The sequence below is a fragment of the Pseudomonas sp. 2,4-D genome (assembly GCF_030418155.1).
In the GTDB taxonomy this organism is placed as follows: Bacteria; Pseudomonadota; Gammaproteobacteria; order Pseudomonadales; family Pseudomonadaceae; genus Aquipseudomonas; species Aquipseudomonas alloputida.
The window spans coordinates 23676-34942 of sequence record NZ_JAUHUI010000053.1 but is presented as its reverse complement, the minus strand read 5'-3'; the positions used below and the strand labels follow the sequence as shown (position 1 = coordinate 34942).

The window sequence follows — 11267 nt, the reverse complement described above, 5'->3', positions numbered from 1 at the left end:
TCGTGGCCAAAGTAACCAAAACCGTCGGCTCCCATCATCCGGCCCCTACGCTCCGCTCCGGGGTCCCCTCGCTCCGGGCTTGCTCCCGGGAGGACCGCGCACTTAGAAGCAAAAGCCAAAGCAAGAGCAGAAGCAAAAGCTGGAGCTGGAGCTGGAGCTGGAGCAAAAGCGACTGCCACGCCTGGCATCACTTCCTCAGTGGATCATCCCAGAAATGCCGCTCGGCCTCTTGCTGGATATCCGCCCGGCTCAACCCCAGGTCGCGCAAGGTTGCATCACTGAGGCTGGCCAGCTCCTGACGCTGTCGGTACAACTCCAGCCAACGCGCCGGACGCTGCAAGGCCGCGTGCCACAGGTAGCTCAGGGAAAAGGCAGGTTGCTGGATGCTGCTGACATGACCTTTCATCGTGAAGCCCTCCGTGTTGATGGCCTCAGTCTCACGCCAGGCATAAGATCAATCCAACGAATGTTTCTGATGCGATGCATATCGGAGATTGATGCAATGTCCCAGTACCAGAGCCTCGACGCGGATGTCCTGCGCACCTTCGTCGCCATTGCCGAGCAAGGCGGCTTTACCCGCGCAGGCGAAGTGGTCAACCGCACCCAGTCAGCGGTCAGCATGCAGATGAAACGCCTGGAAGAAGACATTCTGCAGCGCCAGCTATTCGAACGTGATGGCCGTCAGGTGCGGCTGACCGCCGAAGGCCAGGTACTGCTGGGGTATGCCCGACGCATTCTCAAGTTGCACGGCGAGGTGTTCAACACTCTGCGCATGCCGCACATGGTTGGGCTGGTGCGCATCGGCACACCAGACGACTACGCCATGCGCTTCCTGCCGACCATCTTGTCGAGCTTTGCCCAAGCCTACCCGCTGGTGCAGGTGGAAGTGCATTGCGATTCGTCCAAGCAGTTGATGCTGCGCCAGGACCTGGACCTGACCATCGTCACCCGCGAGCCCGGCAACGAGATTGGCCAGTTGCTACGCCAGGAACGCCTGGTGTGGGCCGCAGCAGAAGGCTTTTGCCCACACGAACAGCGGCCGATGCCGGTGGCACTGTTCAACACCGACTGCTTCTGTCGCGCCTGGACCTGCAATGCGCTGGAGGCACAGGGCATCGATTACCGTATTGCCTACACCAGCCCAAGCCTGGCGGCAATCTTTGCCATCGTCACCGCCGGGCTGGCAGTGACCGCGCAGCTGCAGAGCCTGATCGGGGGCAACATCCGCATTCTGGGTGAGAGCGAAGGGCTGCCGCAATTGCCGATGGCCAATGTGATGCTGGTGCGCAGCACGCAAACCCCCTCGCCAATCACCGACTGCATGGCCGACTACATCGTTGAGGGTTTCAAGTGATCGGGGGCCGTAAAGCGGCCCCAAAATCTCACAGCTCAAACCCCAGCATCACCGCACAGACCACCAGGAACACACAGAACATCGCCCGCAATACTTTCTCCGGCAACGCGTGGGCCAGCTTCACGCCCCAGCTGATGCTGAGCAAGCCACCCACCGCCAAGGGAATCCCCACCCCCCAGTCAACGCTATGGTGCACGCCATAGGTCACCAGCGTGACCAAGGTACTCGGCGCCGCCAGCGCCAATGACAGCCCCTGCGCCACCACCTGAGTAGCGCCGAACACACTGGTCAGGATCGGCGTGGCCACCACGGCCCCTCCCACCCCGAACAAGCCGCCCATGGTGCCGGCAAAGCTGCCCAGCACACCCAGCCACGGCCAGGCATGACGCAGCTCGGCACTCGGCGGCGACACCTTCATGAACATCCGCACCACGTTCCACACCGCCAAGGCTACCAGGAAGCCGACAAAACCCAGACGCATGGAATGCGCATCAAGCCCCACCGCCCAGATCGACCCCAGCCAGGCAAACAAGAAGCTGCACACCGACAGCGGAAGCGCATGGCGCAACGCGATGCGGTTGCGCTGGTGATACCGCCACAGCGCCAGCAGCACGTTCGGCACCACCATCACCAACGCGGTCCCCTGCGCCAACTGCTGGTCCAGGCCAAACAGCACGCCCAACGCCGGAATCGCAATCAGCCCGCCACCAATGCCGAACAAGCCCCCCATGGTGCCCAAGGCAGCGCCCAGCACGATATACAACAACCACTCGATCATCAGGGCCTCGTCCGCCTGTACCAATAATGCGAGCATGCTAACGATTGTGCGCTGGCGGGGAAACGCACAGCAGCGCACAATGGCTGTGCGTTTTTCGCAAAAGCAAGGCAGCCATGAGCCCCGATACCCTGACCGACCAATTGAGCCTGTTCCTCGATGTGCTGGAAACCGGCAGCTTTTCTGCCGCCGCCCGTCGCCACCCGCTGACCCCGTCTGCGGTAGCACGGCGCATCGACAACCTGGAAAGCGCCGTCGGCAGCCGCCTGTTCACCCGCAGCACCCACGCGGTGCGGGCCACGCCTGCAGGCAACGCCTTTGCCGAGCGGGCCAGGCGCATCATCCAGGAGTTGCGCCTGGCCCGGGCTGAAGCGGTGTCACTGAGCAATGCCCCGGAAGGCCTGATCCGTATCGACGCACCTGCCGCGTTTGGCCGCCGCCACCTGGCCCCGGCCATTGCCGACTTCCTGGTGGCCTACACGGGCCTGGACGTACAACTGCGGTTGATCGACAGCTTTGTCGACCTGCAGGGCAGCCACCTGGGCGAGGTCGACCTGGTGCTGCGCGCCGGCCCCTTGGCCGACACCCGCCTGGTCGCCACACCGCTCGCCTACATGGTGCGCATCGCCTGCGCCAGCCCCGCCTACCTGGCCAGCCGCGGCATCCCCACCTGCCCCAGCGAACTGCCTGGGCATGACGGGCTGGACTGGGATGGCCTGGCGCCGCCGTTCGCCTGGCGCTTCAGAGTAGCCGGGCAAACCCGCCTGTATCGCCCCGCGCGCATGCGCATGGCCGCCAACAATGCCGAAACCCTGCTGTTCGGCGCCCTCGCCGGCCTGGGGATAGCCCACCTGCCCACCTGGCTGATCAGTGAATACCTGCTACGCGGCGAGCTGATCCCGTTGTTCTGCGACGGCGGCTTGCCTGAAGCCGAGACCAGCGGCATTTACGCGCTACGCCTGGCACATGAAACGAACTCTCGCAGCCGTTTGCTGCTCGAATTCCTCAAGAGCCGCTTCAGCCCGATTCCACCCTGGGACCTGGCCTTGCGCAGTGAACTGCGCGATTAATTCGCGCACTGATGATCAGCGTGCCAGAATTTTCCATTGATGACTTTCAAGGACCTGCATGAACGCCGACACCCAAGCCTCCTGTGACGAGCTGCTGCTGGACAACCAGGTCTGTTTCGCCCTGCACTCCACCTCGTTGCTGATGACCAAGGTCTATAAACCGCTGCTGCAGGCGCTGGGCCTGACCTACCCGCAATACCTTGCCATGCTCGTGCTCTGGGAGCGTGACGGCCTGACCGTGGGTGAAATCAGCCAGCATTTGCTGACCGACCCAGGCTCGCTGACCCCGCTGCTCAAGCGCCTGGAAAGCGAAGGCCTGTTGCAGCGTAACCGCAGCCGTGAAGATGAACGGGTAGTGATGGTACAGCTGACCGACAAAGGCCGCGCCCTTCAACAGCAGGCCAAACAGGTGCCGCCGTGCATTCTCAAGGCCAGCGGGCGGAGCCTGGAGCAGCTGCAGCAACTGCAAGCCGACCTGCTGAACCTGCGCGACAACCTGCAAAAGAACCTCTGAGCGCTATGCTGTGAAATGGCCGTTCCGATGAACGGTGATGATTTATCTTGCGCACTAACTAATTGCGCGCTAATTTAAATCTCACACCAACCCCCGCCCTCCTGCAAACGGGAGTGCACAGCACATTAGCGAGGCTCAAGATGCAAAAGGTCACTCCGCTGTACATCGCAGAAGCAACCTCCACCGGTGGGCGCGACGGCAAATCCCGCTCCAGCGACGGCAAGCTGGAAGTCAAGCTCAGCACCCCCAAAGAGCTGGGCGGCGCGGGCGGTGACGGCACCAACCCCGAGCAGATGTTCGCCGCCGGTTACTCGGCCTGCTTCATCGGGGCCTTGAAGTTCGTGGCCGGGCAAGAGAAGAAAGCCCTGCCGGCAGAGGCCTCGATCACCGCCAAGGTGGGCATCGGCCAGATCCCGGGCGGTTTCGGCCTGGACATCGACCTGCACATCAACCTGCCGGGCCTGGCCCAGGCCGATGCCGAAGGGCTGGTGGAAAAGGCGCACCAGGTGTGCCCGTATTCCAATGCCACCCGCGGTAATGTGGATGTGCGCCTGCACGTAACCGTCTAAGGCGCAAAGGCTTGCGCGATCCCCTGTAGGAGCGGGTTTACCCGCGAAGAAAACACCGCGGTGGATGGCACGGGCTTCGCCCGTGTTCGCGGGCAAGCCCGCTCCCACACGGATCTGCGCCAGCTTTTAGAAATTGAGCACGACAGTTGCACCCACAAAAGCACGAGCACACAGGCATAAAAAAACCCGGCTTGCGCCGGGTTTTTTGCGTCTCGCAAGAAGCATTACTTCTTGGAACGGCCTTTGAAGCTGTTGTCGCGAGTGTCGATGTCGATCCACTCGTCGATCTGGATGAAGTCGGCAACCGAGATCTCGGTACCGTTCGCCAGCTTGGCAGGCTTCATGACTTTGCCGGAGGTGTCACCACGAGCAGCGTTCTCGGTGTAGACAACTTTACGGCTGATGGTGGTCGGCAGCTCAACCGACACCAGACGGCCTTCGAAGAACACGGCTTCGCAGACGTCTTCCATGCCTTCTTCGATGTACGGCAGAACGGCTTCGATGTCTTCGGCGTTCAGCTCGTACATGGTGTAGTCGGTGGTGTCCATGAAGGTGTACTCGTCACCATTGATGAACGACAGGGTCGCTTCTTTGCGATCCAGAATCACGTCGTCCAGCTTGTCGTCCGCACCGTATACGGTTTCGGTCTTGTAGCCGGTCAGCAGGTTCTTCAGCTTGGTCTTCATGATCGCGCTGTTACGGCCCGACTTGGTGAACTCAGCTTTTTGAACCAGCCACGGGTCGTTGTCGATCCGCAGGACGGTACCGGGTTTCAGTTCTTTACCAGTTTTCATTACGAAGTATCCGAATCTGGATGGATTTATAAAAATCGAGGCCGCGTATCATAGCGAATTTCGGTAAAAGTGTACTAGCGCTGTGGCAAGGTCCGGCTGAGCGGCCTGTCGCGCTCCCCAAAGGCGGGCATGCTGCTGCAGTTCCGGCCAATGCTGGCGGGCCGCCCGCCAGGCCTGGCCCATGTCGAAATCCATGTTCCAGGCACGCCACAGGCCCAGCATGGCGGCATCAGCATCGTCTGACAGGCCGTGTCGATAATGCGCAAGGAACGCTTCGAGCTTTTCCCAATGGGCATTCTCGTCCTGCACATAGATGTGCCACAGCATCGGCTGCCCCGCCCACTGCGCACGCACGAACGAGTCTTCGCCACGCACGGCATTGAAATCACAGCTCCATAACAGCCGGTCGAAGTCGTCCTGGCTGACGAAAGGCATCACCTGAACGGTCAGCGCCCCACGGTTGCGCACATCACCCACCTGCAGCGGCCCCTCGCCCAACCATTGGCTGAGCCCCGCGACAATGCGCCCTTGCGGGACCAACAGGTGGCAGGCCTGGTCAGCCGTGGCCAGGGCATCAAGCCAGTTGCCCAGCTGTGGGTTTTCATAGGCAAACAGCGAGATCAGCAGCGCACCCGGCACTGGGTCTACACCAAGCCCCTGCAAAAAAGCACGGCGCGCATCCGTCGACTGCTGGAACGCATCACGCCGGGCCAGCAGCGAACCCTCGCGCAGCAAACCGCCCGTTTTCTCGGTAAAGCCCGGGAAAAAGAATACCTTGCGCAAACCGTTGGGCTGCGGCGAAGGCAACCCATGGCAACCCTCCACCCAGTCCTCGGCACTCAGGTACTCGAGGTTGAGCCAGAGCGGCGGCTGCGGGCGGGCACGCATCGCCTCGACATACGCTGTGGGCAACTGGCAGGCAAACGCGCCGATCACCACATCGGCCGGCGCCACCGGCAACCACGCTGCCAGCCAGTGGCGCACATCCACACCGTGCTGCCACTGTTGCGCCGCCGTGGCATCGGCGCCAGGGCACATGGGCGTGAAAGCGTTGAGGTCATCCACCCACAGGCGCACCGCCAGGCCGTGCTCGGCCACCAACTGCCGGGCCAGGCGCCAGGTCACGCCGATATCGCCGTAGTTGTCGACGACGCTGCAGAAGATGTCCCAGGTGGCTTTCATGCGCCCCTCCCGTGCTGGTGCAAAAACCGCGAATTCTGCGCATAAATTGGCGCTGACAAAAGCACCTGCGCAGAAAAATGCCCAAGCGCATGCGACAATGCCCCCCTACCACGCTGCCAGGAGGCTGCCATGCCGCGCCACCGTGAATTGAAGATCACCCTCAAGCCGTTGCCGTTGATCATGTGCGTTGCCTTGGGCCTGTGGCTAGGCGCCATGGCCATTGCCGTGAGCCTGTGGCTGGTCCAGCAGTTGTGGCCCCAGCAGGTGCAACCTTTGGCCCAGGTTGTAGCCCCCCACGCCTACCGACCCGCTGCAACCCCCGCGCCGACCACTGCCCAGGATGCCCAGGCCGAGATGTTCGAACGCTACAAGGACATCCTGCACAAACAGGAGCTGCAACAGGCCGCCGATGCCGCCCAAGGCAACCCGCGCAACCTCAACAACCCCAAGTGCCAGTTCTGGCTGCAGCAAAACCGTACCGCGCCCACCGAAAAAAGCCAGGCCAACGTGCTGGAGTTCTGTTACTGACCATGGACAAGCCCTACCTGCTGGCGCTGATTGTCGCCACCCTCGAGCATGACCTGGACGTGCTGACCCGCGCAGCGCAAACCGCCTACGAGGCCGCCACCGCCGAAGAGAACATCGCCGAGAACAAGTACGACACGCTGGGCCTAGAGGCCTCGTACCTGGCCACCGGCCAGGCGCGCCGCAGTGCCGAGATCCGCCAGGCGCTGGTGATCTACCAGCAGTTGCTGCTGCGTGATTACGACCCGGCGCGCGGTGTGCAGGTAAGCAACCTGGTGACCCTGGAAAATGAACATGGCGGGCAGCGCCGGCTGTTTCTCGGGCCTGAGGCAGCGGGGTTGAAGATTGGCGAGGGTGACGGGCTGGTGACGGTGATTACCCCACGATCGCCGCTGGGGCAGCAACTGCTGGGCAAGCGCGTGGATGACGAGGTGAACCTGGGCGCACAGGTATCGTTCATTGTCGATGTTGTCTGAACCGGCCTCTTCACGGGCACGCCCGCTCCCACAAGGCCCCCACTGTCTTCAGGGCTGTGATATCCCTGTGGGCGCGGGCGGGCCCACGAAAAGGCCGGCACAGGCAATAATTCTCTAAAGAGCCTGCAGGGCATCGAACCGCCCCGCCAGTCCCTGCTCGGCAAACTGCTCCACCACAAAATCGATGAACGCCCGGGTCTTGCCCGGCAACAGCTTGTGCTCGGCGAAATACAGGCTGATATGCCCATCGTCCACATACCAGTCCGGCAACACCCGCAGCAGGCGCCCGGCCAGCAAGTAGGGCACGGCAAACGGCAGGCTTACCAGGGCAATGCCCAGCCCCTGCTCGGCCACCGCGCACGCCGCATCCGAATCGCTCATGGTCATCGCCTGGCGCAATTGCAACGGCTGCTGCGCCTGCCAACGGCTGGTCAACGGCCACGAGCGCACCCGCCCGGTCTGCGGTGACCGCACCAGGATACCGTCATGGCGTTGCAGCACCTGCGGGTCTTCTATCGGCGCGTGCCGCTGCAGATAGGCCGGCGCCGCTACCAACACCCGGTGCGCCGGGGTCAGCTTGCGCGCCACCACCCCCGGCGGCAGTTCGAAACCACCGCCAATCGCTGCATCGAAGCCCTGGCCGATCAGGTCCACCTGGCGGTTGTCGAAATGCCAATCCGGGGTAATCGCCGGGTATCGGCGCAAGAATTCCCCCAGCAACGGCAGCACGTACAAACGCCCGAACACCGTGCCCATGCTCACCCGTAACGACCCGGCCGGCTGGCCTTCTGCACTGGATCAGTAGGCAATCGAGCGCCGATACTGTGCCCATCCAAGGCATTTCGGCCTGGCTTCCCGCAGGAGAACAGCATGTCCAAGCAACTTACACTCGAAGGCAAAGTGGCCCTGGTTCAGGGCGGTTCCCGAGGCATTGGCGCAGCCATCGTACGGCGCCTGGCCCGCGAAGGCGCGCAAGTGGCCTTCACCTATGTCAGCTCTGCCGGCCCGGCTGAGGAACTGGCTCGGGAAATTACCGAGAACGGCGGCAAAGCCTTGGCCCTGCGGGCTGACAGCGCTGATGCCGCGGCCGTGCAACTGGCGGTGGATGACACCGTGAAGGCCTTGGGCCGGCTGGATATCCTGGTCAACAACGCCGGTGTGCTGGCAGTGGCCCCGGTGACGGAGTTCGACCTGGCCGACTTCGATCGCATGCTGGCCGTGAACGTACGCAGCGTGTTCGTCGCCAGCCAGGCCGCGGCACGCTATATGGGCCAGGGCGGTCGTATCATCAACATTGGCAGCACCAACGCCGAGCGCATGCCGTTTGCCGGTGGTGCACCGTACGCCATGAGCAAGTCGGCACTGGTTGGCCTGACCCGCGGCATGGCCCGCGACCTCGGGCCGCAGGGCATTACCGTGAACAACGTGCAGCCCGGCCCGGTGGACACCGATATGAACCCGGCCAGTGGCGAGTTTGCCGAGAGCCTGATTCCGCTGATGGCCATTGGGCGATATGGCGAGCCGGAGGAGATTGCCAGCTTCGTGGCTTACCTGGCAGGGCCTGAAGCCGGGTATATCACCGGGGCCAGCCTGACGGTGGATGGTGGGTTTGCAGCCTGATTGAAAGGTTGCCTGTGCCGCGACAACTCCGGCACAGGCTTAGCCTTTCTTTGCCCCCAGGCACTGTTCCATCACGTCCAGAAAAGCCCGGGCCGCCGGCGTGGGGCTGGACGACCACACCGCATACAAGTGCCGCACCGGTGCATCCACCAACCGCGCCACGGCCACCCCTTCGATGCCCTGAGCCACCCGCTCGGGCACCAGGCCGACGGCCATGCCCCGCTGCACGAATTTCTCTACCAGACGAACATGCCCGATCTCGAACTGCACCCTGCGCTGCAACCCCACCGCCTGAAACGCCTCGTCGGTCTGGCGTCGCGCCCCAGTGCCTTCGGGGAAGTCCACCAACACTTCGCCTGCCAGGTCAGCCAGCGCCAGCTGTGCCCTGCCCGCCAGGCGATGCGCCAACGGCAACACCGCCACCAGTTCTTCCCTGGCCAGCAACCGATGCTGCACCCCCTGCACTACTTCGCCTTGCCACAGCCCGATAAAGCCCACGTCCAGGCGCCGCTCGAGCACATCAGCGATCAGCAATTCGCTCTTGGCCGTGAGCCAGCGCACATCCACATCCGGATAACGACCGTGGAACACCGCCAACAGGTCGACCAGGTCCAGCGCGGTGAGCGAGCTGATTTCACCAATCGCCAGCCGCCCGCGCACCTGGCCGCAGGCCGCCGCCACGTCATCGGCAATGCGCCGGGCCGCCTCCACCGCTGGCCGTGCGCTGAGTACAAAGGCTTCCCCCGCAGGTGTCAGGCGTACCCGTCGCGAACTACGCTCGAACAGGCTCACCCCCAGCTGCGTCTCCAGCCGCGCCACCTGATGGCTAAGGGCCGACTGCACCACATGGCAGCGCTGCGCCGCGCGAGTAAAACTGCCGGTGTCGGCCACAGCAAGGGCATATTCGAGCTGCTTGAGGTTCATCGATCTATCTGCTTTCAAGATGAATAGGTTGAAAACTATACATTGGTGTCATGCCTAGTACTTGCTGATAATCATCACCACACACGACTGCCCCCACGAGAATTGTATGCACACCCCCACTCTCAGCCGCGCCTTGATCCTGCTGATGGCCACCGCCACAGGCCTGGCCGTGGCCAGCAACTACTACGCCCAACCGCTGCTGCACAGCATCGCCCAGCAGTTTGGCTTGAGCACCGCCAGTGCCGGCAGTATCGTGATTGCCGCGCAGCTCAGCTATGGCGCCGGCCTGTTGCTGCTGGCACCGCTGGGCGACCTGTTCGAGCAGCGCCGGCTAATTACCGTGATGACCGTTGTCTCCACCTTGGGCCTGGTCATCAGCGCCTGCGCACCCAGCCTGCCCTGGCTGCTATTCGGCACGGCGCTGACCGGGCTTTTCTCGGTGGTGGCACAGATCCTCGTGCCGATGGCAGCAACCCTGAGCGAGCCCCATCAGCGTGGGCGCGCGGTTGGCACACTGATGAGCGGCCTGCTGCTGGGCATCCTGCTGGCACGTACTGCTGCCGGCTTCATGGCCGAGCTGGGTGGCTGGCGCAGTATCTACGTGCTGGCCGCAGTGCTGATGGCAGTTACCGCCGTGGCGCTGTATCGCAGCCTGCCACAGCACCACAGCCACGCCGGGCTGAAATACCCGGCGCTGATCGGCTCCGTGTTCCGTCTGTTCATCGAAGAGCCCGTGCTGCGCCTGCGCTCGTTGCTCGGTCTGTTGGCATTCAGCCTGTTCGCCCTGTTCTGGACACCTCTGGCGTTTCTGCTGGCGAAAGGCCCCTACCACTATTCGGATGCAGTCATCGGCCTGTTCGGCCTGGCCGGTGCGGCGGGTGCGTTGTCGGCCAACTGGGCCGGGCGCCTGGCAGACCGCGGCAAGGGCGCGCTGGGTACCACCGTGGGCCTGGTGGTGTTGCTGCTGTCGTGGGTGCCGCTGGGGTTTGCCGAACAGTCCCTGCTCGCCTTGCTGCTGGGGGTGCTAATGCTCGACCTGGCAGTACAGCTGGTGCATGTGAGCAACCAGAACGCAGTGATCGCCCTGCGGCCCGAGGCACGTACGCGGCTGAATGCCGGTTATATCACCTGCTACTTCATTGGCGGGGCGCTTGGGTCGTTGCTGGGCACGCAGTTGTTCCAGCGCCAGGGCTGGATGGGGATTGTGGTGGCCGGCCTGGTGATTGGCGGGCTGGGGTTGCTGGTGTGGGGCCTGGCCGAGCGTAAGCGCAAGAACACCTTGCAAGTAGCCTGATAAATGGCCACTGGATTCTTCGCGGGCACGCCCGCTCCCACAGGTGCCTCACAAACCTCAGGGCAGTGATACACCTGCGGGCGTGCCCGCGAAGAGGCCACTAGCTACGGCGACAAAGTACCGCACTACCCTCCGTCGCAATGCCGTTGACTTGCCTGCCGGGGCAGCGC

Annotated in this window: 13 protein-coding genes and 1 pseudogene; 8 read left to right on the top strand and 6 right to left on the bottom strand. The window is 63.1% G+C overall.

Annotation, left to right across the window (positions count from 1 at the left end; all coding sequences use genetic code 11):
* Nucleotides 1-187 precede the first annotated feature (187 nt).
* On the bottom strand, nucleotides 188-406 hold the full coding sequence (locus QYE47_RS24800; RefSeq protein ID WP_014591954.1) for a DUF1127 domain-containing protein: 219 nt from the start codon (nucleotides 404-406) through the stop codon (nucleotides 188-190).
* Between the two features lie 96 nt (nucleotides 407-502).
* On the opposite strand from QYE47_RS24800, the gene QYE47_RS24795 reads away from it, so the two are divergent.
* A complete protein-coding gene (locus tag QYE47_RS24795; RefSeq protein ID WP_003252879.1) occupies nucleotides 503-1354 on the top strand; it encodes a LysR substrate-binding domain-containing protein in 852 nt (283 codons plus the stop codon).
* 28 nt (nucleotides 1355-1382) lie between these two features.
* On the opposite strand, the gene QYE47_RS24790 is transcribed toward QYE47_RS24795, so the two are convergent.
* Nucleotides 1383-2132 carry a sulfite exporter TauE/SafE family protein gene (locus QYE47_RS24790; RefSeq protein WP_014591955.1) on the bottom strand — a complete coding sequence of 250 codons (750 nt, stop codon included), beginning with the start codon at nucleotides 2130-2132 and terminating at the stop codon, nucleotides 1383-1385.
* Between the two features lie 113 nt (nucleotides 2133-2245).
* Here QYE47_RS24790 and QYE47_RS24785 point away from each other — a divergent pair, with 113 nt between their 5' ends.
* The 3 genes from QYE47_RS24785 to QYE47_RS24775 all read left to right on the top strand — a co-directional run bounded on the left by QYE47_RS24785 (nucleotide 2246) and on the right by QYE47_RS24775 (nucleotide 4282).
* Nucleotides 2246-3199 (top strand): LysR family transcriptional regulator, encoded by a 954-nt coding sequence (locus QYE47_RS24785; protein ID WP_014591956.1) that lies wholly within the window; start codon nucleotides 2246-2248, stop codon nucleotides 3197-3199.
* A gap of 58 nt (nucleotides 3200-3257) precedes the next feature.
* Nucleotides 3258-3713 (top strand): MarR family winged helix-turn-helix transcriptional regulator, encoded by a 456-nt coding sequence (locus QYE47_RS24780; RefSeq protein WP_014591957.1) that lies wholly within the window; start codon nucleotides 3258-3260, stop codon nucleotides 3711-3713.
* A 140-nt stretch (nucleotides 3714-3853) separates the two neighbouring features.
* The gene (locus QYE47_RS24775) at nucleotides 3854-4282 is read left to right on the top strand and encodes an organic hydroperoxide resistance protein (protein ID WP_014591958.1); all 429 of its coding nucleotides are present in this window, start codon (nucleotides 3854-3856) and stop codon (nucleotides 4280-4282) included.
* Between the two features lie 224 nt (nucleotides 4283-4506).
* Here the strand turns inward: QYE47_RS24775 and efp are convergent, their stop codons facing one another.
* Both efp and earP read right to left on the bottom strand, forming a co-directional pair.
* The gene (efp, locus tag QYE47_RS24770; RefSeq protein WP_003252871.1) at nucleotides 4507-5076 is read right to left on the bottom strand and encodes an elongation factor P; all 570 of its coding nucleotides are present in this window, start codon (nucleotides 5074-5076) and stop codon (nucleotides 4507-4509) included.
* Between the two features lie 48 nt (nucleotides 5077-5124).
* Entirely contained in the window at nucleotides 5125-6258 is a 1134-nt protein-coding gene (gene earP / locus QYE47_RS24765) for an elongation factor P maturation arginine rhamnosyltransferase EarP (protein WP_014591959.1), read from the bottom strand.
* Between the two features lie 129 nt (nucleotides 6259-6387).
* Between earP and QYE47_RS24760 the strand changes: the two genes are divergently transcribed.
* Together QYE47_RS24760 and QYE47_RS24755 are read left to right on the top strand one after the other, a co-directional pair.
* Nucleotides 6388-6786, top strand: coding sequence for a hypothetical protein (locus tag QYE47_RS24760; protein ID WP_014591960.1), 399 nt, complete (start codon nucleotides 6388-6390; stop codon nucleotides 6784-6786).
* Between the two features lie 2 nt (nucleotides 6787-6788).
* Nucleotides 6789-7259: a GreA/GreB family elongation factor gene (locus QYE47_RS24755; RefSeq protein ID WP_014591961.1), complete on the top strand. Its 471-nt coding sequence runs from the start codon at nucleotides 6789-6791 to the stop codon at nucleotides 7257-7259.
* A gap of 114 nt (nucleotides 7260-7373) precedes the next feature.
* On the opposite strand, the pseudogene QYE47_RS24750 reads toward QYE47_RS24755, so the two are convergent.
* A pseudogene (locus QYE47_RS24750) lies at nucleotides 7374-8057 on the bottom strand (substrate binding domain-containing protein); the annotation flags it as partial.
* Nucleotides 8058-8129: 72 nt separating this feature from the next.
* Here QYE47_RS24750 and QYE47_RS24745 point away from each other — a divergent pair.
* Entirely contained in the window at nucleotides 8130-8879 is a 750-nt protein-coding gene (locus tag QYE47_RS24745) for a 3-oxoacyl-ACP reductase family protein (protein WP_003252861.1), read from the top strand.
* Between the two features lie 39 nt (nucleotides 8880-8918).
* Here QYE47_RS24745 and QYE47_RS24740 read toward each other — a convergent pair whose 3' ends face one another.
* Nucleotides 8919-9803 (bottom strand): LysR family transcriptional regulator, encoded by an 885-nt coding sequence (locus tag QYE47_RS24740; RefSeq protein ID WP_014591963.1) that lies wholly within the window; start codon nucleotides 9801-9803, stop codon nucleotides 8919-8921.
* 106 nt (nucleotides 9804-9909) lie between these two features.
* Between QYE47_RS24740 and QYE47_RS24735 the strand changes: the two genes are divergently transcribed.
* Nucleotides 9910-11097, top strand: a complete 1188-nt coding sequence (locus tag QYE47_RS24735) for an MFS transporter (protein ID WP_070384192.1) — start codon at nucleotides 9910-9912, stop codon at nucleotides 11095-11097.
* Nucleotides 11098-11267 lie beyond the last annotated feature (170 nt).

Excerpts from the sequence above, each read along its gene's own strand:
- QYE47_RS24800 (WP_014591954.1), bottom strand. The coding sequence starts at position 406 with ATGAAAGGTCATGTCAGCAGCATCCAGCAACCTGCCTTTTCCCTGAGC.
- QYE47_RS24795 (WP_003252879.1), top strand. The coding sequence starts at position 503 with ATGTCCCAGTACCAGAGCCTCGACGCGGATGTCCTGCGCACCTTCGTC.
- QYE47_RS24790 (WP_014591955.1), bottom strand. The coding sequence starts at position 2,132 with ATGATCGAGTGGTTGTTGTATATCGTGCTGGGCGCTGCCTTGGGCACC.
- QYE47_RS24785 (WP_014591956.1), top strand. The coding sequence starts at position 2,246 with ATGAGCCCCGATACCCTGACCGACCAATTGAGCCTGTTCCTCGATGTG.
- QYE47_RS24780 (WP_014591957.1), top strand. The coding sequence starts at position 3,258 with ATGAACGCCGACACCCAAGCCTCCTGTGACGAGCTGCTGCTGGACAAC.
- QYE47_RS24775 (WP_014591958.1), top strand. The coding sequence starts at position 3,854 with ATGCAAAAGGTCACTCCGCTGTACATCGCAGAAGCAACCTCCACCGGT.
- efp (WP_003252871.1), bottom strand. The coding sequence starts at position 5,076 with ATGAAAACTGGTAAAGAACTGAAACCCGGTACCGTCCTGCGGATCGAC.
- earP (WP_014591959.1), bottom strand. The coding sequence starts at position 6,258 with ATGAAAGCCACCTGGGACATCTTCTGCAGCGTCGTCGACAACTACGGC.
- QYE47_RS24760 (WP_014591960.1), top strand. The coding sequence starts at position 6,388 with ATGCCGCGCCACCGTGAATTGAAGATCACCCTCAAGCCGTTGCCGTTG.
- QYE47_RS24755 (WP_014591961.1), top strand. The coding sequence starts at position 6,789 with ATGGACAAGCCCTACCTGCTGGCGCTGATTGTCGCCACCCTCGAGCAT.
- QYE47_RS24745 (WP_003252861.1), top strand. The coding sequence starts at position 8,130 with ATGTCCAAGCAACTTACACTCGAAGGCAAAGTGGCCCTGGTTCAGGGC.
- QYE47_RS24740 (WP_014591963.1), bottom strand. The coding sequence starts at position 9,803 with ATGAACCTCAAGCAGCTCGAATATGCCCTTGCTGTGGCCGACACCGGC.
- QYE47_RS24735 (WP_070384192.1), top strand. The coding sequence starts at position 9,910 with ATGCACACCCCCACTCTCAGCCGCGCCTTGATCCTGCTGATGGCCACC.